The sequence below is a fragment of the Haloplanus rubicundus genome (genome assembly GCF_003342675.1).
Taxonomy (GTDB): domain Archaea; phylum Halobacteriota; class Halobacteria; order Halobacteriales; family Haloferacaceae; genus Haloplanus; species Haloplanus rubicundus.
In genome coordinates this window covers 1,528,020-1,550,656 of sequence record NZ_CP031148.1, presented here as the reverse complement: position 1 = coordinate 1,550,656, position 22,637 = coordinate 1,528,020, and the positions used below count along the sequence as shown (strand labels likewise).

The window sequence follows — 22,637 nt, the reverse complement described above, 5'->3', positions numbered from 1 at the left end:
AAGGCCTATCCGATTTCGTCGATCAACTGCCGGGCGGCGCGGCGGACGGCGTCGTCGCTCGACTCCGGCGGCTCCCACCCCAGCGCGGAGAGCTTCTCGACGGAGAGGCGCATCTTCGGCACGTCGCCGGTCCATCCGCGGTCCCCGCCCGTGTACGCGTAGTCCGGATCGAGTCCCATCTCCTCGGTCACGATGTCGGCGATGCGGTTGACCGAGGTGGTCGTCCGCGAGCCGAGGTTGTAGGTGTTGAGCGGCGCGTCCGCGTGCGCGACGACGTGGCAGATGGCGTCGACGCAGTCCTCGACGTGGAGATACGACTTCTCCTGCCGGCCGTCGCCGAGGATCGTCAGGTGTTCGGGGTCGTCGCGGAGCTTCTCGACGAAATCCGGGATCACGTTGCCGCGCTGCCCCGGCCCGACGATGTTGGCGAAGCGGAACGTCCACGCCTGCAGGCCGTGGGCGTGGGCGTACGTGGAGACCAGTCCCTCGTCGGCGAGTTTGCTCGCGCCGTACTCGCTGATCGGTTCGAGGGGGGCGTAGTCCTCGGGCGTCGGCCGCGGTGCTTCGCCGTAGACGGTCGAGGAGGAGGTGAACGCGACGCCGTCGACGCCGACCTCCTCGGCGCGCTGGAGGACGGTGTAGGTCATCGCGGTGTTCTCCTCGAACATCCGCCGGGGTTCGGCGTGGTTCGTGTCGGTGTAGGCGGCGAGGTGGAAGACGAGGTCGGTGTCTCCCGTGACGGCGTCGGCCACGTCGTCGGGGTCTTTCACGTCCGCGACGACGAGATCCGCGCCGTCGGGGACGCGGTCCGCCTTCCCCTTCGACAGGTCGTCGGCGACGATCACCTCGTTGTCCGGGGCGAGACGGCCGGCGAGATGCGACCCGATGAGGCCCGCACCGCCGGTGATCACGACCCGCCGGTCGGTGAGTTGCATATCGGGCCATGCTCTCGGGCCGCGCAAGTGCCTTCCGATCGGGTCCGAAAGCCGTTACCCACTCCGTCACCTCCGCACGTCCATGCAAGACAGTCCGGAGGTCGTCGTGTTGCGTCTGGGCCATCGCCCCGGCCGCGACGACCGGATGACGACACACGTCGCCCTGACGGCGCGGGCGCTCGGCGCCGACCGGGCCGTCCTCGTCGGCGAGGCCACGCAGGCCCGGGAGACGGTCGCCGGGGTCACCGACCGCTTCGGTGGGCCGTTCGAGGTGACCGTCACCGACTCGTATCGGCCCCTCCTCCGGGACTGGGAGGGCACCGTCGTCCACCTCACGATGTACGGCGAGCCAGTCGAGGACGTGACGCCGACGATTCGGGAGCGCCACCGCGACGATCCGCTCCTCCTCGTCGTCGGCGCCGGAAAGGTTGACTTCGAGGTGTACGACCGCGCCGACTGGAACGTCGGCGTGACGAACCAGCCCCACTCCGAGGTGGCGGCGCTCGCCGTCTTTCTGGATCGGCTGTTCGAGGGGCGAGAACTGGACCGGGAGTGGGTCGACGCGGACCGCCGGGTGATCCCGCAGGCGACGGGCAAGCGCGTCGAGGAAGTGGACGACTAGAGTCGCTCGGACGTGCCGTCGACGTCGTGGCCGGCGAGGACGCCCGTCTCTTCGAGCAGGTAGTACGCCGCGGTGTGGACGACGAAGGCAGCGACGAGACCGTTCAGGGCCGCCCCGCCGGGACCGGGCAGCACCTGCGGCGCGCCGACGCCGGGGACGACCTGTCCTGCGGTGAGGATGGCGACGACGATACCGACGCCGTAGCCGAGGATGGCGATCCATCGAACCCCGGCGAAGTCGACGTCGTCCATCCGGGGAATATCCAGCCGCCAGCAGAGCAGGAAGTCGGCGATGATGACGCCACCCAGCGGCGGGACGTACTGTCCGAGCGTCGACAGCCACGGGATGAGCAGGCTCTCCGCGCCGGCGAGGGCGAGGAGGATGCCGACGGTGCCACCGGCCAGCACGAAGGGGCGCTTGCGGTCGAACTCGAACGCCTCGCTGCCGGCGACGCCGAAGGCGTAGGCCGCGTTGTCGTTCGTCGTCCAGATGTTGAGGATCAGGGCGATCAGGCCGATGGCGGCCAGTCCCTGCGCGGCGAGCACCTCGTACAGGTCACCCGCGGGCGTCACGTCGTAGACGGCGCCGCCGACGGCGCCCGAGAGAAAGAGAAAGCCGTTGCCGACGAGGAAGGCGATGAGGCCCGCCCAGAAGCCGACACGGGTGGACGACGCGAACCGCGCCCAGTTGGGCGCCTGCGTCCCACCGCTGATGAACGTGCCGACGACGATGGTGACCGCCGCGGCAAAGCCCATCTCCCCGCCGCCGGTGCCGGCGAACAGGCCGGAGACGCCGCCGGCGTCCTGGACGGCGATGAACACCGAGAGCAGGCCGACGACGACCAGAATCGGGACGGCGATCAGCGAGAGCTTCTCCATCCCCTCGTAGCCGAAGTAGGCCGTCGCGAGGTGAAGGACCCCCCAGACGACGATGAGCGCGAGGATCAGGCTCCGGGATTCGACGCCGAAAAACGTCGCCGTGGGGATGGCGACCATCGGGATGGTGACGCCGAACCAGCCGACCTGCGTCCCGCCGAGGAGGAGGTCGGCGAACTTCGCGCCCCACCGGCCGAAGCTGTATCGCGCGAGCAGGACGGTCGTCAACCCGGCCTTCGCGGCGATGCCACACAGCGCCGCGACGTAGACGCCGAGGATGGCGTAGCCGACGGCGGTGGCCGAGAGCATCGGGCCGAATCCCATCGCCGCCCCGACTTCCGCACCGGACCACAGCGTCCCGGCGAAGAAGACGAAACCGAGCAACACTGCGGAGATACTCACGAGCCCCTTGCGTTCGTCACGCGGGACATGATCTATCGGGTAGTCCGGGTCGGGCAGGTCTTCGTCACCGAACACGAACGTCCGCCAGGTTGATGATTCGTCCTCTGTTGCCATTACCCCTTGACGCACACGTATTGTTGATAAAATTTGGCATTACGCCCACGTTCGTCCGGAAATCCGGAGTGCGAAAGAATATGTACCGGCTGGTCATCGATCCGATATGACCGAGTACATCGTCACGGGGGGACGGACCCTCGACGGCGACGCCGTCGACATCGAGATCAGGGACGGGACGATTCGACGGATCGCCCCTGCCGGCGAGGGGGACACAGAGGCGTTCCCGGCGGATCGGCGCCACGACGCGGACGGGCGACTGGTGACGCCGCCGCTGATCGAACCCCACGTCCACCTCGACGCGACGGGGACCGCCGGCGATCCGTCCTGGAACGAGAGCGGAACGCTCGCGGAGGGCATCGAGGTCTGGGCGGCGTACAAGGCCGATATCACCGTCGACGACATCGTCGACCGGGCGACGCGGACCGTCGAGTGGTACGCGGCCAACGGCGTCACGCGCATCCGGACCCACGCGGACACGACGGAGCCGTCGCTGACGACGGTCGAGGCGCTCCTCGAACTTCGCGACCGGGTCTCGGACCTCGTCGACCTGCAGGTCGTCGCGTTCCCGCAGGACGGTCTCTTCACCGAGGAGGGCAACGCGGACCTGCTCCGCGAGGCGGTGTCGATGGGCGTCGACGTGATCGGAGCGATCCCGCACAACGAACACACCCGCGAGGACGGGGTCCGGAGCGTCCAGACGGTCTGTGACCTCGCCGAACGCCACGACCTCCCCCTCGACTTGCACATCGACGAGACGGACGATCCGGGGTCGCGGTTCACCGAGGTGCTGGCGAGCGAGGCGCTCAAGCGCGGCATCGGCGACCGGACGACGGCGAGTCACACCACGGCGATGCACTCCTACAACAACGCCTACGCCGACAAGCTGATCTCCCTGCTCGCCGAGAGCGGCGTGAGCGTCGTGACGAACCCGCCGGACAACTCGGTCCTGCAGGGGAGCTACGACGACTACCCGCGGCGGCGCGGGCACACGCGCATCGACGAACTGCGGGCGGCGGGTGTCACCGTCGGCATCGGCCACGACTCCGTCCTCGATCCGTGGTACCACTACGGACAGGCCGACCCCCTCGACGCCGCGTTCGTCCTCCTGCACTACGCCCACATGGCCGGCCGAGACGACGTGGCCGACCTGTGGACGATGCTGACCGAGGCCAACGCCGACGTGTTCGGAGTGGACGAGTACGGCCTCGTCGAGGGGTCGGCGGGGTCGCTCGTCGTCTACGACAGTCCCGACGCGTTCAACGCGCTCCGCACCCGCGCGCCGCGGACGCTCGTACTCCGGGAGGGCGAACCGGTGGCACGGACGGCGCCGGCGACGACGACGGTCCGTCGGGACTCCGGGGAGCGGCCGGTCGACTTCCACCGCTGATCCCGACCGTGCGAACCCTTTTGCCGACCACACCCTAAGAGCCGACCATGGCCCCCGTCGTACTGCAGTTGATCCCGAGCCTCGGACCGCTCCTCGTCGGTATGCTCGTCCTGCTTCTCGCCATCGTCACGGTGTACCAGATGGTGGAGATCGTCGACGCCTACGAGAAGAAGGCCCTCACCGTCTTCGGCGAGTACCGCCGCCTGCTCGAACCGGGCATCACCTTCATCCCGCCGTTCGTCTCGCGGACGTACGCCTTCGACATGCGGACACAGACGCTCGACGTGCCGCGACAGGAGGCGATCACGCGGGACAACTCCCCGGTCACCGCGGACGCCGTCGTCTACATCAAGGTGATGGACGCCCGCAAGGCGTTCCTCGAGGTGGACAACTACAAGATGGCGGTGTCGAACCTCGCCCAGACGACCCTGCGGGCCGTCCTCGGCGACATGGAACTCGACGACACGCTGAACAAGCGCCAGGAGATCAACGCCCGCATCCGGAAGGAACTCGACGAACCGACCGACGAGTGGGGCGTCCGCGTCGAATCGGTCGAGGTCCGGGAAGTGAACCCCTCGAAGGACGTGCAACAGGCGATGGAGCAACAGACCTCCGCGGAGCGTCGCCGCCGAGCGATGATCCTCGAAGCGCAGGGTGAACGGCGGAGCGCCGTCGAGACGGCCCAGGGTGAGAAGCAGTCGAACATCATCCGCGCCCAGGGTGAAAAGCAGAGTCAGATCCTCGAAGCGCAGGGTGACGCCATCTCGACGGTCCTCCGCGCGAAGTCCGCCGAGTCGATGGGCGAACGCGCGATCATCGACAAGGGGATGGAGACGCTGGAGCGCATCGGGCAGGGCGAGTCGACGACGTTCGTCCTCCCGCAGGAACTCACGTCGCTCGTCGGCCGGTACGGCAAGCAGTTGAGCGGGAGCGACGTGCAGGATCAGCAGGGACTGAGCTCGCTCGAATTCGACGACGAGACCCGCGAGCTGATCGGCCTCGACGACATCGAGGAGATTCTGGGTCAGATCGACGAAGCGGCCGAGATGGACATCGAGGAGCTCGAACAGGAGGCCGAAGCGATCAAGTCGGGCGCGGGAACGGACATCAAAAGCGCCGACGAGGTGGTTCAAGAGGCGGATAGGGGCGCGGATTTCACGGGCGAGGAGTCTGAGACGGAGACGGAGACGGAGTAGCCGTGGGGGCGACACGTTTTAGTCGGCAGATGACGACTGTGCGGTAGATGCCGAGTGGGGACCGGGGGGTCGACGCCGAGAAGCGGGCGACGCTACGACGATTCGCCGCACTGGGAGCGGCGACGCCGCTCGCCGGCCTGAGCGCCGGCGAGGCGCAAGCACAGACAGGCGACAACGACGCCCGCGACGCCATCCTCGGTTACGTGAACGCGACGCCCGGCGCCCACTTCTCGAAGCTCCGTGACGACCTGAAACTCGGGACGGGTGAGACCCAACACCACCTCCGGCGGCTGCTCGACGAAGGGGCACTCGTCTCGCGACGCGACGGCGACTACCGGCGCTTCTTCCTCGCCGACCGCTTCTCGACGTTCGAGCAGGTGGCGCTTGGCTACCTGCGTCGAGAGACGCCGCGGGGGATGCTGTTGACGCTCCTTCGCCACCCGGACGCGACGGGCAGCGAGATAGCGAGCGCCCTCGACGTGTCGCGGGCGACGGTGAGCACGTACGCCTCACAGCTCGACGACGCGGGACTGCTCGATCGGACGGACGGCTACGCCGTCTCGCGTCCGGAGACGATCATCACGCTACTGGTCCGTTACGCCGACTCCTTCGACGCCGAGACGCGGGCGTTCGCGGCCGACGCCGACTCGCTCGTTCGTTACGACCCCTGAACGTCGACCTTCCAGGTCGTCCCCGAGGAGTAGCCCCACTTCTCCACGTCCACGTCGAACTCGCCGGTGTGGATCGCGGTCATGTTTGCACCGACCTCTTTGGCGGTCATGCCGAGTTCCTGCGCGATGAGTCGGGACTTGAAGTACGTCTTGGTGGCCGCGTGTTCGCGGAGGTAGCCGAGGATGCGCCGCTGTTTCTCGTTGAGGTCGGTGCCCGCGGTGGTCGTGCTCATACCAGAGGAGTGGACCGAGTCGGTAATAGGGGGTTTGGTACGTGCGGTTAACACGCTTCCGTCGGTCGGTTTTCTCGCGTTCTCGAGGTGTAACACCCGCCGAAGATGGCCCACGAGGTACGGTCGCCTAACAGCCGGCGGCGTCGATGCCGGCCCGTGGCTCGGCCGCCGACGGGTCACGACGTGACCGCAACGGCGACACAGCTACCGACGGGTATCCGCCGGAAACGAAGATACTTATTAGCGTCACGGGTATGCGGTGGTATGGGTCTGTTCGATCGGCTGCGCGGTGAGGACCACCCGCGCGTCGCGTTCGTCGGCATCGACGGAGTGCCGTTTAGCCTCCTCGAGGAGCATCCGGAGGAGTTTCCGAACTTCGCGGCACTCGCCGACGAGGGGAGTGCGGGTGCCATCGACAGCATCGTCCCGCCGGAGTCGAGCGCGTGCTGGCCGGCGCTCACGACCGGCGTCAACCCGGGTGAGACCGGCGTCTACGGCTTCCAAGACCGCGAGGTCGGATCGTACGACACCTACGTCCCGATGGGACAGGACGTACAGGCACCGCGCATCTGGGACCGCCTCGACGAGGCCGGCCGGGAGGCGACGGTGATGAACGTCCCCGTCACGTTCCCGCCCCAGCGGAACGTCCAGCGGATGGTGTCGGGCTTTCTCTCGCCCGGCGTCGACAAGGCCGCCCACCCCGACGAACTCCGCGACTACCTGCAGTCCATCGATTACGCCATCGACGTGAACGCCAAACTCGGACACAGGGAGGACAAAAGCGACTTCGTCGAGGACGCTCACGACACCCTCGACACCCGCTTCGAGGCCTTCTCCCACTACCTTCAGGGGGACGACTGGGACCTGTTTTTCGGCGTCTTCATGACGACCGACCGGGTCAATCACTTCCTGTTCAAGGATTACGAACGGGACGGCGAGAACAAGGAGGCGTTCATGGACTTCTACCGCAAGGTCGACGACTACGTCGGCAAGATTCGGGCGATGCTCCCCGACGACGTGACGCTCGTCGTCGCCAGCGACCACGGCTTCACGTCGCTCGACTACGAGGTCCACTGCAACGCGTGGCTCGAAGAGGAAGGATGGCTCTCCTTCGAGGACGACGACCACGACGACCTGACCGACATCGCCGAGGAATCCCGCGCGTACTCGCTCATTCCGGGTCGGTTCTACATCAACCTCGAAGGGCGCGAACCGCGTGGGTCCGTCCCCGAGGAGGAGTACGACGAGGTGCGCGCCGAACTGAAGGCGGCGCTCGAATCGCTGGAAGGGCCGGACGGGAAGAAGGTGTGTGAGCGAGTCGTCGAGAAGGAGGACGCCTTCCGGGGGACCCACGACGACATCGCACCCGACCTCGTCGCCATCCCGAACCACGGCTTCGACCTCAAATCCGGGTTCAAGAGCCACGACGAGGTGTTCGACGTGGGGCCGCGCAACGGGATGCACAGTTTCGACAACGCGACACTGTTCGTCGACGACCCGTCCGTCTCCATCACCGACGCGGACCTGTTCGACATCGCGCCCACGATTCTCGACCTGATGGACGTCGACTACGGACGCACCGACTTCGACGGCGGGAGCCTCGTCACGTCGAAGTGATAGGGGTCATCGGAAGTCGTCAGGGATTCTCGCCGGACCGTCTCGGCGAGAATCTCTGGACAGTTACGATACTTCCTATGAGCTAGAGCAGGCCGTCGATCCGGTCGTCGGTGAGTCCCGCATCGTCCTCCTCCGCTCGTTGCTCCTCCTCGCGGGCCGCCTGTCGCGCGCGTTCGAGGAAGCCCTCGAGACGGTCGGAGTGGGCGACGCCGCCGAGCAGGACCAGCGCGGCGAGGCGGTCGTCACGGGTCGGAAAGTCGCCGCCGCGCACCTCCATCGTGTCGACTTCCGTCTCCAGCCACGAGCGGGCGCGTTCGACGCCTTTCCGCGAGATGGCGTCCGGGCGGCCGGCGACGACCAGCAGCCCGCGTTCCGCAGTCGTCGTCTCGGGGAGACTCATCCCGGAGCGTACTGCCCGCCGGGTCGTGCTCGTGACGACGTTGACGTTCGCGGCGGCGTCCGACGAGGCGTCGGCCGAGGCGTAGCCGAGCGTCGCGACGCCGCTTCCGCGGAGCGTGTTGATGACCTCGGAGCTGTCGACGACGGACTCGCCGACGCCCTGTGTCGCCTCGCCGGCGGCGAGGAGGAGGCCGACCCGCCGGGCGATGCGCTCGTTGATCGCCTCGTAGCCGGATTCGAGGCTCTCGCCCGACGACCGCCACGCGTCGTTGTCGACGAGGAGGGTGGCGTCCGCCTCACGGAGTAGCGTCTTCAGCGACCGACCGGCGTTCACCTGGTAGAGCGATCCCTCGTCGCGGCCGGGGAGGATACCCAGTCCGTAGACGGGGAGGTCGTATATCTCCTGCAGTTCGCTGACGAGATACGGCGCGCCGCCGCTCCCCGTCCCACCGCCGAGGCCGGCGACGACGAATATCGCCTCGGCCTCGGCCGTCGTACGACCGTCGATGGCACCCATCACTTCCTGCAGGTCGTTTTGCATCACCTGCGTGCCGAGTTCGTTGTCGCCGCCGACGCCGTGCCCGTTCACCTCGGCGCCGCCGATGAGGACGGTATCGAGAGGGAGGGACTGGAGGTCCGAGCGGGCGCTGTTGACCGCGAGCGACCCGACGACGGCACCGAACCCGTTTCGCGCGTCGAAGTCGGACAGCGCGGCGGTGACCTTGCCACCGGCCTGCCCGACGCCAATCAGGACGGACTTCATACGTCCGACGTGTGTCTTGCGCCCTCTTCAACGCTCCGTTGCGTGCAGCCGAGATTTTAGGTACGATGCCGGAACCACCGCGCAACATGGACGACAGATTGGAAGAACGCGTCGCCGCCCTCGAACGCACGATAACCGACGGTCACGCCGACGACGGCCTCCCCGAGGCCGCACGGATGGACGCCCGCCTCGACGAACTCGAGGCGACCGTCGGCGACATCGAGGCCCGGGTGGCCGAACTCGACGCGGCGGTGCAGGCGCTCCGTGGCTTCGCCGGCGGCGTCCGGGCAGTCGACGAAGCGGTCGAGCGGCGAGCGGACGCCGCCGTCGCCAGGGTCGACCGCCTCGAATCCGAACTGGCGGCGGTGCGCGAAGCGGTGAGCGGTCGGGACGAGACGAGCGTCGCGAACGAACCGACCGACCGCGACCACGCCACGGCCCCACCTCGCGACGCACGAACCACCTCGCAACGCGACTCAAGCCGGCGCGAACCGAGCGTCGCGGGCGACCGGAGTGAGGGTGCGGGTCGCGTCGGCGACCGCAGTCGCGACCGTGACGGCTCGTTGACCGGCGAGGTGGCCGCCCGCACCGACGACGCCCTCGCCGACGCAGCGGCGATGGAGGCGAAGCCGGACGACGCCGACGCCGACCGGTCGCTCGCCGAGCGCATCCGTCGGCTCCTGTGATCCGGGCCGTCCTCGCCGTCTGCCTGACCGTCGCCCTGCTGGCGGCGGTGACGCCCGCCGTCGACGAGGGGCGGGAGCGGCGGACGACGATCCACCTCGACCGCGTGGTCGACCGGATCGACCGCGCGGTGCGGTCGCTCCAGGCCCACGAGGACCCGACGGCGCCGAGCGTGGCGGGTGCACGGCGACTCGTCAGCGTTCACCTCCCGGAGCGGTCGTGGACGGCCGTCGGCGCGCGCCTGTGGATCGACGGCGAGCGCGATCAGATCGGCTATCGCCTCGACGGCGCGCGCGCACGCCGGACGCGACTGCCGGGAGTCGACCTCCGGACGCCGGACGGGCGCGTCGTCCTCGACGGTGGGTCCCGGCGTCGTCTCGAACTCTCGCTCGTCCGCGACGACGGGGTCGGCGTCGCCGTCGGGTGAGGTTGAAAAGCGATGCCGCGGCCACCGGCCACATGCGACTGCTGGATCGGCTGCGTGAGCGAGGGCGAACGGACGGCGTGTCGGACACGGGCGCCGACGACGAGTGCCGGTGTGAACCGACCTTCCGGACGCCGGCTGGATCGGACCCCGAAGACGACGCGGTGCTCGTCGTCGACGCCGACGACTGCCAGGGTGGGGGCGACCTGGCTACCGAACCGACCTGTCGCGCGACGGTCGTCGACGCCCTCGCGGACCGGGACGCCGACGCGGTTCGCGTCCGGCGTGACGGGCGCGAACGCGTCTACGACGACGGCGCCGTCGGACTGCTGGTCGCGGCCGGGCGGTTCGCCGCCCGCGTCGCCGTCCACGACGAGTCGCTCGCAACGCGGGCGCGACGTGATCCGCTGGGCGCCGCGCGTACCGCGACCGGTCGCACCGGGCCGGTCGCGAAGCTGGCGGCCAGCTCGGGGTTGGCCGCCGGCGCCGAGCGAGCCGACGGCGAATACGAGACGGCGCTATCCTCGACTGTCGGACTGACGGTGTCGAACTCGCGGCTGATCGAGCGCCCGCCGACGGGGGCGACGCTGGTCGAGCGGCGCGAACTCGACACCGGGGCGACGGTGCGTCGCTACCGCACCGACCGCGGCGACCACTACCTGCTCGAACCGCTCGGCTCGCGACTGGACGACGCGGAGCGGCGTGCCCTGTCAGCCGCCTACGACCGACTGGCGGCCGGCGACGTCGGCGGCGACCGGCCGGTCACCCGCGCCGTTCGTGCGGTCGACGCCGTCGCCGACGAGGAGGCCGTCTCCGTCGACGCGGTCGAACGCGTCCTCCGCAAACACACCCGTGGCCACGGCGTCCTCGACGATCTCTTCGCCGATCCGGCGGTGTCGGAGGTGGTGGCCTCGGCGCCGGTGAGCGACGGCCCGGTTCGGGTCTCCGCCGACGGCGAGCGGCTGCCGACGAACGTCTACCTGACGCGACGGGGAGCGGCCGCGCTCGCCTCCCGGTTTCGTCGGGAGAGTGGACGGGGCTTCTCCCGCGCGAACCCGACACTCGACGCGACGACCGAAGGGCCGTTCGGCGGGTCGATTCGCGTCGCGGGCGTCACCGACCCCGCCAGCGACGGCACCGGGTTCGTCTTCCGTGCCCACGAGACGGACGCGTGGACGCTCCCGGCGCTGGTGGCGAACGGAACGCTCCCGGCCGACGCGGCGGCGCTCTGCTCGCTGGCCGTCGAGCGTGCCGCGGCGGGGTTGATCGCCGGGCCGCGCGGCGCAGGAAAGACGACACTCTGTGGAGCGCTCCTGTGGGAACTCCCGCCGTCGACCCGGACCGTCGTGGTCGAGGACACGCCAGAACTCCCGGTCGCGGCGCTCCACGACGTCGGACGGGACGTCCAGGCCGTCAGAACCGAAGCCGACGACGGCCCGGCGCTCTCGGCGACCGAGGCGTTGCGCACGGCGCTCCGGCTCGGCGACGGCGCGCTGGTCGTCGGCGAAGTCAGGGGCGAGGAGGCGTCGACGCTCTACGAGGCGATGCGGGTCGGCGCGGCGTCGAATGCCGTTCTCGGGACGATCCACGGCGACGGCGCCGAGTCGGTCCTCGAACGCGTCGTGACCGACCTGGGCGTCCCGGCGTCCTCGTTCGCGGCGACCGACCTGCTCGTCACTCTCTCCGCGGACGAGCGGCGACGGGTCGCCGGCATCGAGGAAGTCCGTCACGCCGACGGCGAGGTGGCCTTCGAGTCGCTGTTCGAACGGGGTCCCGACGGTACGGAGTCGACGGGCGTCGTCGACCGCGGGAACAGCCACCTCGTGGCGTCGCTCGCCCGCCCCGACGAGTCGTACGCGGACGTGTTGACGGCGCTCGACGACCGCGAGGCCATGCTGTCCGACCTCGCCGACTCCGAGCGGACGGCCGCCGACGAGGTGGACGCGGCACACCGTCGGCGGGTGACGGAATGATCGTCCCGGTCGTCGACCGACTCGCCGGCTGGTGGCCGTGGGCCGTCGATCCCGAGCCAGAGACCGAACGGGCGCTGTCGTATCTGGCGGCCGGCGTCGACGCCGAGATGCTCGGCGCGGCGGCACGTGCCGCGGCGGTCCTCGTCGTCGTCGCCACCGTCGGTGCCGGCGTGTCGGTAGCTACGGTCGCGACTCCACGGCTCGGCGTCGCCGTCGGGTCCGCTGGCATGGCCGCCGGCGTCGCCGTCCCGTTCGTCGCGGACCGGGGACCGCAGTTCTTGGCGACGATTGCCCGCACCCGGGCGCTCGGCGCCGCCGCCTCGCTCGTCGGGCGGACGGCCCTCCGGTTGCGGATCGATCCGACGATCGAGCGGGCGGCGGCGTTCGCCGCCCGCACCGGGCACGGACCGCTCGCGGCGAGCCTCGGTGACCACGTCGAACGGGCTGCAGGGACGCCACGGAGCGGGATCGACGCGTTCGCGGACGAGTGGGCCGACCGGTTCCCGGCGCTCGGACGAGCCGTGACGCGACTGGACGCCGCCGCGTCGGCACCGGCGACCGAGCGCGACCGACATCTCGACCGGGCCGTCGAGGCGGCGCTCGACGGGGTGCAGGAGGAACTGGCCTCGTTCACGGGCGAGATCAGGGGCGCCGTCACGGGGCTGTATGCCTTCGGCGTCCTCCTGCCGCTCGCGCTGATCGGCGTCCTGCCGGCGGCGCGGGCGACGGGCGTCCGGCTCCCGCTGTCGGTCGTCGTCGCGCTGTACGACCTCGTGTTGCCGACGGGGGTGGTCGGGGTGGGTGCGTGGCTTCTCGCCCGTCGCCCCGTCGCCTTCCCGCCGCCGCGGATCGGTCGTGACCATCCGGAGACGCCGAATCGCCGCCTCCACGTCGTGGGGTGTGGCGTCGTCGCGGCGGCGGTCGGCGGCTACGGTGCGACGCGCCTAGTCGCCCCGTGGGCGGCACCGGTCGCCGCGGTCGGTTTCGGTGCCGGCGTCGCCCTCGTCGTCGACGCTCGCCCGGCGAAACGGGTGCACGAGCGCGTCCGCGCCGTCGAGGCCGAACTCGGCGACGCCTGCCACCTCGTGGGACGACGGGTGGCAGCGGGCGAAGCCGTCGAGACGGCTATCGCCGGTGCAGCGGAGCGGCTGACGGGAGCGACCGGAGCGATGCTGACCGACGCGGCGAATCGGCAGCGCCGGCTCGGCGTCACGGTCGACGAGGCGTTCGACGGCGAGGCCGGTGCCCTCGCGACGCTTCCGAGTCGGCGGGCACGTGAGGTGGCGACGCTGTTTTCGCTCGCGGCGACCGAAGGACGGCCGGCCGGTGAGGCACTGGTGACGACGGCCGAACACGTCGCGGAACTCGACCGGATCGAGCAAGCGGCACGCCGAGAACTGGGACAGGTGACGGATACGCTTTCGAACACCGCCGCGGCCTTCGGACCCATCGTCGGCGGGACGACGGTCGCGCTGTCGGCCCGCGTCACGCAGACGGGGACGACGGCACCGTTCGGGGCTGCCCCGCTCCCGACGGCCGAGTTGGGCCTCGCCGTCGGCGCGTACGTGCTGTGGCTCGCCGCCGCGCTCACGACGCTCTCGACGGGATTGACCCACGGACTCGACCGGACGCTCGTCGGTCACCGCGTCGGCGTCGCCCTCTGTCTCGCGACCGCCTGCTATCTCGCGGCGTTCGTGGGCGCCGGCCTCTTTCTCTGATACGGTTTATTGTAACTGTTTACCGGTGGTTCGCCGGATTGTCTCGGCGAACCACCGGTGATGACTTACAATAATCCGTATGACCCGAGATTCAAGTGCGGTGACGGGGCCACCCCATCCCATGATCGGTGTTCCAGTCGACGCGTGGTACGTCTGGCTCGGGTTGTCGCTCGCGAGCGTCGCGCTCGTGGGCGTCGGGACGACGCTACCGACGGCGCCACCCCCCGCCGCGGGGGACGCCGCCGAGACGGTCGACCGAACGGCGGCGACGGCTCACCCGGCGACCGCCGAGCAGCCGCTCGACGCGGAATCGGTTCGAGTCGGCTCGAGGCGCCTCGGCCTCCGAAACGACGCCGGAACGACGCACGCGACGTTCGCGTTCGGCCCGGTGACACCCGCAACCCGGGCACGAGGGCTCCAGGCGATCCTCCGCGGCGCTCCACCGGGGACACATTTCGACTCCGGCGAAGCGCTCTGTGCGGCCGGCCGCGACGCGCGTCGACGAGCACCCCGGTGGCGGCCGGTCGACGGCCCGCTGATCGTCCGACACGTCGTGTGGGAGGGGTGTGATGTCACGCTCGTCGGCTAGGGGGCAGGTCGAGCCGATCGCTGCGCTCGTCTGCCTGCTGGCGGTGTGTGCCGCCGTCTCCACGTACGCGACGGCGCTCGCAGGGGCGGGATACGAGACGGAGCGGGACGTGGCAACGCCGACGCTCGACCGCGTCGTCGACCGACTCGCGGCCGGTGGCGTCGCCGTCCCCGACCGGACGGAGCGAGCACGGCGCGCCGGGCCGGCGGGCTACCGGCTCAACGTCACGGTGGCGGCGGCGGGGGAGCGATGGCACGCGGGGCCGAGGCCGCCGGGGCGACGGGCCGACACCGACACCGCGGGGCGCACCATTAGCGTCCGACTGGCGCCGGGGCGGATTCGCCCCGGCCGGGTTCGCGTGGAGGTGTGGGCGTGACGAGCACCGTCCTCGACGCCGTCCTCTGTCTGCTGTTGATCAGCGCCGCGGTGGTGACCGTGACGACTGCGACGCCACGCGAGCCACCCGAGGAGGGGCGTGCCGCCGACGTGGCGTCGACGCTGACGACGACCACCACGTCGGTCAACTACACGCTCACGCCCCGGGGCGAAACGACGGCCGTCGGCGTGCTGGATCGCTCGGTCCGCTTCGACCGAACGAGCCACGGAACGTTGGCCGGACTCCTCGCGCGGGCTGCCGTCGCCCGCATCGAAGTGGACGGCGAACGGCTCTGGTACGCGCGGGACGGCTTCGGTCGTGCAGTCGGTCGGTCGGTACGAGGCGTCGTGCAGCCGAATCACACGCGGATCACCGCGACCTGGCGGCCGTATCCCGAGTCGTCCATGGAGGGGCGGGTCGTCGTCGGGAGTCGCCCGCCGCCGGACCGGCCGGTGCACGCGGCGACGGTCGAGGTGTCGAGCGCTTTCCCGACGACGCGGGAGTCGAGCCGGCGCGCGGCCCGGTCACGCGGGATCGACGGCGTCGCCGACGTCGTGGCCGACGGGTTCGTACGGGGGCTCTTCCCAGCGACTCGCACCCGGACCGCCGCGGGTGGGGCGCCGCCGTCGGCGGCGCTCGTCCGTCACCGATACCGACGCGTCTCCACTCGACTCGGCGTCTCGCGGCCGCCACGGCTCGCCGACGGCGGCGTCGCGGACGCCAACGAACGCCTCGAATCGGCGCTGTCGGATCGTGTCGCACGAGACCTGCGGTCGACGAACACCTCGGCCACGACGGCCGCCGAGGGCGTTCGTCTCGGTCGTGTCCGCATCGTCGTGAGGACGTGGCCGTGACCCGGTTCGCCGAGGACCGGCGGGGGCGCGTCCCCTTCGCGCTCGTTGGCATCGTGCTCCTCGTCGGTGCGTCGACGTTCGGTGCGGCCATCTCGACGCAGGGACCGGATCGGGTCGACCGTGGCGTCGACGCGGCGATGGAGCGGTCGTCCGCGGAGGCGACGGCCGCCCTTCGGTCGGGAGTCGCGGAGGCGGCGCGCGAGGCGGCGGCGGAGCCGGTGACGGCTCCCGCGGAGACGCCGTACGGGCGGTTGTTGAGCGACTCGACGCCGTTTCGGGACGCCCTCCGGCTGCGGATCTATCTGCGCGTCCAGGAGCGACTGTCGGTGACGCGGTACCGCCGGGGGGACGTGACCGCCGCCGCTACGCTTCCGGAGGCGACGACGCCGGCCGAACTCCAACGCGGCATGGAACGAATCGAGATTCGCGGGGTCGAGAACGGAACCGCCCTCCGCGTGACGGTCCGCAACTTGACCGTCACCGCGCTGGAGTCGGGGCGGGTCGTCGCCAGCGAGCGACGGGATCGAACGGTGACTGTCTCGACGCCGGTGTTGACGCTTCACGACAGGGCGACGGCGTTCGAGACGCGGCTGAACCGCGGGCCGCTCGACGGGCCGGGGCTTGGCCGTCGGTTGAGCGCGCGACTCTACCCCATCGCGTGGGCGCGCGGCTACGCCCAACATTACGGGACGGCGCCCATCGCCAACGTCGTCGCGAACCGTCACGTGGAGCTGTCGACCAACGGCGCGGTGCTCGAAGCACAGCGGGAGGCGTTCGGGCGGAGCGACCCCGAGGGCCGGGAGGCGATGCAGCGCGCACGGCTCGAATTCGGGGTGAAGGAGTTCGCGGCCGGGGCACCGGTCGACAGCTCGATGGCCGAGCGCGTCCTCCCGCGGCCGAACGCGATCCGGGAGCCGTCGGCGTCGCTTCCGCCCCGACACGGGGCGGACAACGCGTCTCCGAACCGGCGGCTGGACGTCGACGTGGGAACGATTTCGGGGCGAGCCCTGGCCGGCCTCCGGACGGACTCGGTCCGGTCGAACCGGTCGCTACGCGAGGTCCTCCGGGCGGCCTATCGGGTTGAGGCGAAGCTCCGAACGACGCGGCGGCAGACGTACGCGGAGCCCCGTCCGGAGTTCGAGTCCCCGGGCGAGGGGTGGTCGCTCGTCGACACCGACGAGAGCGCGAACCCGACGGTCGAGTCGAGCGTCGGGCCGACGCCGGACGCCCGGGCCGGGGAACGTCGGTTCGACGGGTTCGCCAGACACGTCGAACTCGACCGACGGGTGACGTGGACGTGGCGGCGCGGAAACGAGACGAGGACCACGGGCGGCGAGTGGACCGAACGGTATCGGGTGGGCGTGACGCTGGTCGGGCGATACGCCCCGAACGGGACGGCACCGGATCGACCGACGCGTCCGCGCTTCGAACGCGGTGGCCCGCTCGACGGCCCGAACCTCGCGAACGTGTCGGCGAAGGCCTCTCGGCGGCTCGTCGACGAGCAGGGTGGTCGGGACGCGGTCGCCGCCGCCGTCGCCGCCCGCGATCTCGACGTCCGCAAACGGACCGTCTACGGTGACCGGCCGGCCGACCTCCGCTCGTGGACGAACGAGAACTTGACCGCGTTCCGTGGCCAGCTCGCCAACGTCTCCGTCTCGGTGAGCGCGGGGCGGGTCGCGACTTACACGACGAACCCACCCGAGCGGCTGGCGGCCGAACTCCGCCGTCGACGGGCGACGCTGATCGACGCCCCGAACGAGTATTACGGCGCGGCGGACCGGGGCCGATACGGCGCCCGGGCCGCGCTGCTCGACGAGACGATTCGACGACTGGAGCGGCGGTCGGCGAACCACAACGAGACGCAGCGAGCGTTCGACGCGGTGCTCCATCGGGTCGGCGTCGGCTCCACGGAGCGACTGCACGACATCTTCCGTCTTCGGAACACGCCGACACCGATACGGCAGACGTCGCTCCCCGGGTCCCCGCCCGGCGGTCCGGTCGTCGTCGTCCCGGACGGGTCGCCGGCGTATCTCACGGTCACGTCGGTGAGTCACGACCGGGCGTCCGGCGTTCCACCCTCGCGCCCGTACCACCCGCTCTCGGCGAAGAACACCAACCTGTTCACCGTGCCGTACGGCGACGCCGCCGACGCGACGGTCGAGCAGGGGGTCGGCGGACCAACGGGGGTACGACTCCGGACGGCTGGACACACCCTGATCGCCTCGGAGTCGATATCGAACGGATCGACGCCCGAGTCACGCCGGCGGCTCCGGGAATCGGTGGACGACTCGATGGCCGTCATCAGGGCACGTGCGCGACGTATCGTCCGGAACGAGACGCAACTCACGCGCTCGGCGGCGCGGGCTGCGGTCGACGAGGGCGTCGCCCGATGGGATGGGACCGGCCGACGAGCGCTCGCGGCGAGTAACGGATCGCTCGCCGCCGCCATCGCCGCCGCGGCCGACGCGCGAGCGTCCGACCCGAGCGAGAGGCGTCGGGAGCGACTGGAGACGCGCCTCGACGCCGCGTTCGTGGCCGTCCGCCGAACCGCGGCGGCGAGGACTGCCGAGAAGGCGGTCAACGAGACGCTGACGCGGGTTCGGGAGCGAGCCACCGAGCGGGCGATTTCGGAAGCGAGCGACCGGGTCAGATCGAGGTATCTGAACGGCTCGTTCGGCCGCGTCGCGGCGGGACTGCCGGTCGCACCGGTGCCGGAGTACTGGTACGCGACGGTGAACGTCTGGGACGTGTCGGTTCGAGGGGCGTACGCCCGCTTCACGCTCCGGACGCGACGCGGTGCGCCGGCGTCGACGCCGGGGGCGGCGGTCAGGTACGTCCGCGACGGCTCGGCGGTGCGACTGGACGTCGACGGGGACGGGGCGCCGGAGCGACTCGGCCACGACGAACGGGTCGCCTTCGAGACGGGAACGGTCGTCGCCGTCGCCGTCCCGGCGTACCGTGGCGGCGTCGGCGACGTGGACGGGAACGCCGACGAGCGTGCGGGGACGTGGCCGGAGCCGAGATGTACCTCGTGGGAGGCGAGTGCCTGTCGGGATTCGGAGTGAGACTTTTGTCGGCGGGGTGCCCATCCGACGTATGCTCTACGACGCCGCCGACGAACCGGAGACGCTGTCGCCAGAACAACTTCGCGACGCCTACGAGCGGGAACTGCGAGCCGTGGTCGACGCCCGCGGCGTGGAGACCGTGGCCGCCGAGGCGGGCGTCGAGGCCGAGACGATTGCGGCCCTCCTCGACGGCGGGTCGTCGACGCTAACGCTCTCGGAGGCGGCGGCGATTCTCGCCGTGGACGACGACGCCCCCGACGCCGACGCCATCGTACAGGAGGTACGCGACCGCCTGCTGATGGGGATGACGACCGGCGTCGTCGACGTCGACACCATCGCCTCGAACGTCGACCTCGACCTCTCGGGACAGGAGGTACAGCAGGCCATCGAAGGGCGCATCCCAATGACGCTCGCGGAACTCGCCGCGATCCACGGCTACATCGCCGGGCGAAACGCCCGCTGATCTCTCGTGCGCGTCGCCATTCTGGGCTGTGGCTACGTCGGTCTCGAACTCGGCCGGCAGTTGACCGACGCCGGACACGACGTCGTCGGCGTCCGCCGGTCGGACGCGGGACTCGACGACATCGAGGCGGCGGGGTTCGAGGCCGTCCGCGCCGACCTGACCGACGCCGAATCGCTCGCCGCCGTCCCGGACGCGGACTGGCTGGTGTACGCGGCCAGCGCCGGCGGCCGCGGCGTCGACGCGGCGCGGGCGGCGTACGTCGACGGCCTGCGGACCGTCGTCGAGACGTTCGGCGCGCGGGCGTCGCCGCCGGATCGGCTCGTCTACACGTCGAGCACCGGCGTCTACGGCGACCACGACGGTGGCTGGGTGGACGAATCGACGACACCCGACCCCGCGACGGACCGGCAACGCGTCCTGGTCGAGGCGGAACGAATCGCGCTGGAGGCGGATCCGATGGACGGGACGGTCGTTCGCTTCGGCGGTCTCTACGGGCCGGACCGCTATCGGCTGGACTACTACCTCGACGGTCCCGTCACGGAGGGGTATCTCAACTCGATCCATCGCGACGACGCGGCGGGCGTCGTCGCACATCTGCTGGAGACCGACCGGGCGCGTGGCGAGGTGATCCTCGCCGTCGACGACGACCCCGTCTCGAAGTGGGCCTTCGCCGACTGGCTCGCCGACGAGTGTGGCCGCCCCCACGCACCGAAACAGACGGTCGAAGAGCGGGCGGCCGCGGGCGAAGTCAGCCGTCGGGTTCGGGCGAACAAGCGGTGTGCCAACGACCGACTCCACGAACTCGGCTACGAACTCCGGTATCCGACGGTTCGGGACGGCTACCGGCCGGCTATCGACGCGTTTCGGGACGACTGACGACGGATATTTAGTCCTATCCGAGCCGACTCAATAGGAGAATACTCTTGCCCTTTGACCGAGTCGGGGAGGGTATGTCGGTCGCCGCCGAGGAGTTCGTCCAGCGGGCGGTGACGTTCGCCCAGTCGTATCCGGAGTTGCTGGCGGCGTTGCTCGTCAGTGTCGTCGTGCTGATCGGTGGTGGCTACGTCCTCCACCAGTTCACTCGGCCGTCGGGCGTGCGGTTCGCGTCGATGGTAGCCGAACACGATCAGGTGTCGATCCTGACACACCCCAATCCCGATCCGGACGCGATGGCGGCGGCGATGGGCGTCGCGTCGCTGGCCGATCAGGTGGGGACGGCGGCGACGATTCAGTTCTCGGGGAAAATCCGGCATCAAGAGAACCGGGCATTCCGGAACGTCCTCGAAGTCGAACTCGATCAGATCGAGCGGGCGGAGGATCTGGCGTCCGGCGCGGTGATTCTAGTCGACCACAACGAGCCGCGGGGGTTCTCGGGATCCGAGACCGTCCGCCCGGTCGCCGTCGTCGACCACCACCCCGGCGACGGGCGCGGCGAGTCGTTCACCGACGTCCGCACCGAGTACGGCGCCTGTTCGAGCGTGATCGCCGAGTACTTCGAGGACCTCGACGCCACGCCGGTACCACCGGATACCCACGAGAGCGAAATCGACTCGACGTACGTCGTCCCCTCGCGCGTGGCGACGGGGCTCTTTTTCGGCATCCTGACCGACACGAACCGGCTCACGTCGGGCATCGACCCGGCCGACTTCGCCGCGAGCAGTTTCCTCTCGGCGGGCGTCGACGAGAACCTGCTCGACCGCATCGCCAACCCGCAGGTGAGCGCGGAGACGCTGGAGATCAAGGCGACGGCCATCCGCGAACGCGAGGTCGAGGGTGCCTTCGCCATCAGCGACGTGGGCGAGGTGTCGAACGTCGACGCGATTCCACAGGCGGCCGACGAACTCATCCGCCTCGAGGGCGTCACCGCCGCCATCGTCTACGGCGCGCGGAACGGCGTCCTCTATCTCTCGGGGCGCTCCCGCGACGACCGGGTCCACATGGGGCGAGCGCTCGAATCCGCGCTCGAGGACATCCCCAGCGCCGGCGGCGGCGGCCACGCGCGGATGGGCGGCGGACAGATTTCCCTCGACGACGGGGAGTTCGTCTGGCCCGCACGCGAGAACACGCTCACCGATCGGCTCTGGCGGGCGCTCGAAGGCGACCTGTAGCGTCGTGAGCGGGATCGAGAGGTCTTATTGCGTCGCCGACGTAGCCACCCCATGGCGACCACACGCGCCACGTGGGCGTACCGGGACCGCTTCGGCGACGGCTTCGGCCGAACCTACTTCCGACGGTTCGGTCCCGGCGTCGTCTCGAGCGTCGGTCTCGGGACGTATCTCGGCGACCCGACCGACGCCGTCGACGAGGCCTACGAACGCGCACTGATCGCTGGATTGGAGGGAGGCTGTAACGTGATCGACACCGCCGTCAACTACCGCTGTGGGCGAAGCGAACGCGTGGTGGGACGGGCGATAGACGGGGCCGACGTGGATCGGGACGCCGTCGTCGTCGCCACCAAGGGCGGCTTCCTCCCCTTCGACGGCGAGCGCCCCGCCGACCCCGCGGCCTACGTCCGCGAGACGTTCGTCGAGAACGGTCCCGTCGACCCCGCGGACCTCGTTGCGGGATATCACTGCATCGCCCCCGACGCCATCGAGGCGCTGCTGGACCGCTCGCTCGACGCCCTCGGCCTCGAGACGGTTGACTGCTACTACGTCCACAACCCGGAGACACAGCTTCGCGTTCGGTCCCGCGGGGACGTGTACGAAGAACTCGAAGCGACGTTCGAGCGACTGGAGCGCCGGGTCGCGGCGGGCGACATCGGCCGCTACGGCGTGGCGACGTGGGACGCGTTTCGCGTCCCGCCCGAGGACGACGCCCACCTGTCGCTCCCGCGGGTCGTCGAACGTGCCCGGGCGGCCGCAGAGACGGTCGGCCGGGACGAGACGGGATTCGAGGCGATCCAGCTCCCGTTCAACGTCCACATGGCCGACGCCTTCACCGTCCGCGCCCACGAGTTCGAGGGGGAGCGCCGGTCGGCGCTGGCGGTGGCCCACGAACTCGACCTGGACGTGTTCACGAGCGCCAGCCTCGGGCAGGGTGACCTCGCCGGCGGCCTCCCGCCGGCGGTCGACGCCGAACTGACGGGCGACACCCCCGCACAGCGGGCGCTCAACTTCGCACGGAGCGCGCCGGGGGTCACCTGCGCGCTCGTGGGAGCGAGCGACCCCGATCACGTCGCGGAGAACGTCGCCGCGGGGACGTTCGACCCGCTCGGCGCGCGGGCGTTCGACGCCGTCTTCGAGTAATACTCTGTGACTGTTTCGAGACTTAC

General features: G+C 70.3%; 21 protein-coding genes. 17 read left to right on the top strand and 4 right to left on the bottom strand.

The window, feature by feature from the left end; all coding sequences use genetic code 11:
- Positions 1-5 precede the first annotated feature (5 nt).
- Positions 6-935: an NAD-dependent epimerase/dehydratase family protein gene (locus DU484_RS08790; RefSeq protein WP_114585656.1), complete on the bottom strand. Its 930-nt coding sequence runs from the start codon at positions 933-935 to the stop codon at positions 6-8.
- Between the two features lie 82 nt (positions 936-1,017).
- Here DU484_RS08790 and DU484_RS08785 point away from each other — a divergent pair, with 82 nt between their 5' ends.
- Complete coding sequence (locus DU484_RS08785; protein WP_114605723.1) at positions 1,018-1,557, top strand: tRNA (cytidine(56)-2'-O)-methyltransferase; 540 nt, start codon at positions 1,018-1,020, stop codon at positions 1,555-1,557.
- On the opposite strand, the gene codB is transcribed toward DU484_RS08785, so the two are convergent.
- On the bottom strand, positions 1,554-2,948 hold the full coding sequence (gene codB, locus DU484_RS08780) for a cytosine permease (RefSeq protein WP_114605722.1): 1,395 nt from the start codon (positions 2,946-2,948) through the stop codon (positions 1,554-1,556). The two genes, DU484_RS08785 and codB, sit on opposite strands and share 4 nt — an antisense overlap.
- A 106-nt stretch (positions 2,949-3,054) precedes the next feature.
- Here codB and DU484_RS08775 point away from each other — a divergent pair, with 106 nt between their 5' ends.
- Genes DU484_RS08775 through DU484_RS08765 form a run of 3 tightly spaced genes read left to right on the top strand, consistent with a single transcriptional unit; the run spans position 3,055 to position 6,205 of the window.
- Entirely contained in the window at positions 3,055-4,338 is a 1,284-nt protein-coding gene (locus DU484_RS08775) for a cytosine deaminase (RefSeq protein ID WP_114605721.1), read from the top strand.
- A 47-nt stretch (positions 4,339-4,385) separates the two neighbouring features.
- Positions 4,386-5,534, top strand: a complete 1,149-nt coding sequence (locus tag DU484_RS08770; protein ID WP_114585652.1) for an SPFH domain-containing protein — start codon at positions 4,386-4,388, stop codon at positions 5,532-5,534.
- A gap of 47 nt (positions 5,535-5,581) precedes the next feature.
- Positions 5,582-6,205, top strand: a complete 624-nt coding sequence (locus DU484_RS08765) for a winged helix-turn-helix transcriptional regulator (RefSeq protein ID WP_114585651.1) — start codon at positions 5,582-5,584, stop codon at positions 6,203-6,205.
- On the opposite strand, the gene DU484_RS08760 is transcribed toward DU484_RS08765, so the two are convergent.
- Entirely contained in the window at positions 6,193-6,438 is a 246-nt protein-coding gene (locus DU484_RS08760; RefSeq protein ID WP_114585650.1) for a DUF7123 family protein, read from the bottom strand. The two genes, DU484_RS08765 and DU484_RS08760, sit on opposite strands and share 13 nt — an antisense overlap.
- 264 nt (positions 6,439-6,702) lie before the next feature.
- On the opposite strand from DU484_RS08760, the gene DU484_RS08755 reads away from it, so the two are divergent.
- Positions 6,703-8,055 (top strand): alkaline phosphatase family protein, encoded by a 1,353-nt coding sequence (locus DU484_RS08755; protein WP_114585649.1) that lies wholly within the window; start codon positions 6,703-6,705, stop codon positions 8,053-8,055.
- A gap of 82 nt (positions 8,056-8,137) precedes the next feature.
- Here DU484_RS08755 and DU484_RS08750 read toward each other — a convergent pair whose 3' ends face one another.
- A complete protein-coding gene (locus tag DU484_RS08750) occupies positions 8,138-9,217 on the bottom strand; it encodes a tubulin/FtsZ family protein (RefSeq protein WP_114585648.1) in 1,080 nt (359 codons plus the stop codon).
- Between the two features lie 86 nt (positions 9,218-9,303).
- On the opposite strand from DU484_RS08750, the gene DU484_RS08745 reads away from it, so the two are divergent.
- The 12 genes from DU484_RS08745 to DU484_RS08690 all read left to right on the top strand — a co-directional run bounded on the left by DU484_RS08745 (position 9,304) and on the right by DU484_RS08690 (position 22,611).
- Positions 9,304-9,903: a DUF7310 family coiled-coil domain-containing protein gene (locus DU484_RS08745; RefSeq protein ID WP_114605720.1), complete on the top strand. Its 600-nt coding sequence runs from the start codon at positions 9,304-9,306 to the stop codon at positions 9,901-9,903.
- Complete coding sequence (locus DU484_RS08740) at positions 9,900-10,328, top strand: DUF7311 family protein (protein ID WP_114605719.1); 429 nt, start codon at positions 9,900-9,902, stop codon at positions 10,326-10,328. Before DU484_RS08745 ends, DU484_RS08740 begins: the two co-directional genes overlap by 4 nt.
- 32 nt (positions 10,329-10,360) lie before the next feature.
- Positions 10,361-12,298, top strand: a complete 1,938-nt coding sequence (locus DU484_RS08735) for an ATPase, T2SS/T4P/T4SS family (protein WP_114585645.1) — start codon at positions 10,361-10,363, stop codon at positions 12,296-12,298.
- The gene (locus DU484_RS08730; protein ID WP_114605718.1) at positions 12,295-14,016 is read left to right on the top strand and encodes a type II secretion system protein; all 1,722 of its coding nucleotides are present in this window, start codon (positions 12,295-12,297) and stop codon (positions 14,014-14,016) included. Before DU484_RS08735 ends, DU484_RS08730 begins: the two co-directional genes overlap by 4 nt.
- Positions 14,017-14,137: 121 nt before the next feature.
- Positions 14,138-14,605, top strand: a complete 468-nt coding sequence (locus DU484_RS08725; protein ID WP_114585643.1) for a DUF7283 family protein — start codon at positions 14,138-14,140, stop codon at positions 14,603-14,605.
- A complete protein-coding gene (locus DU484_RS08720) occupies positions 14,586-14,981 on the top strand; it encodes a DUF7285 family protein (protein WP_114585642.1) in 396 nt (131 codons plus the stop codon). The genes DU484_RS08725 and DU484_RS08720 overlap by 20 nt, the downstream gene beginning before the upstream one ends.
- Positions 14,978-15,835 carry a DUF7284 family protein gene (locus tag DU484_RS08715; RefSeq protein ID WP_157969297.1) on the top strand — a complete coding sequence of 286 codons (858 nt, stop codon included), beginning with the start codon at positions 14,978-14,980 and terminating at the stop codon, positions 15,833-15,835. The genes DU484_RS08720 and DU484_RS08715 overlap by 4 nt, the downstream gene beginning before the upstream one ends.
- The gene (locus tag DU484_RS08710; protein ID WP_157969543.1) at positions 15,832-18,900 is read left to right on the top strand and encodes a DUF7286 family protein; all 3,069 of its coding nucleotides are present in this window, start codon (positions 15,832-15,834) and stop codon (positions 18,898-18,900) included. Before DU484_RS08715 ends, DU484_RS08710 begins: the two co-directional genes overlap by 4 nt.
- A gap of 31 nt (positions 18,901-18,931) precedes the next feature.
- Positions 18,932-19,363 carry a DUF5791 family protein gene (locus DU484_RS08705; RefSeq protein ID WP_114585639.1) on the top strand — a complete coding sequence of 144 codons (432 nt, stop codon included), beginning with the start codon at positions 18,932-18,934 and terminating at the stop codon, positions 19,361-19,363.
- Positions 19,364-19,369: 6 nt separating this feature from the next.
- A complete protein-coding gene (locus DU484_RS08700) occupies positions 19,370-20,239 on the top strand; it encodes an SDR family oxidoreductase (protein ID WP_114605716.1) in 870 nt (289 codons plus the stop codon).
- A 74-nt stretch (positions 20,240-20,313) separates the two neighbouring features.
- Positions 20,314-21,471: a DHH family phosphoesterase gene (locus DU484_RS08695; RefSeq protein ID WP_114585637.1), complete on the top strand. Its 1,158-nt coding sequence runs from the start codon at positions 20,314-20,316 to the stop codon at positions 21,469-21,471.
- A 51-nt stretch (positions 21,472-21,522) separates the two neighbouring features.
- On the top strand, positions 21,523-22,611 hold the full coding sequence (locus tag DU484_RS08690) for an aldo/keto reductase (RefSeq protein ID WP_114605715.1): 1,089 nt from the start codon (positions 21,523-21,525) through the stop codon (positions 22,609-22,611).
- Positions 22,612-22,637: the final 26 nt, after the last annotated feature.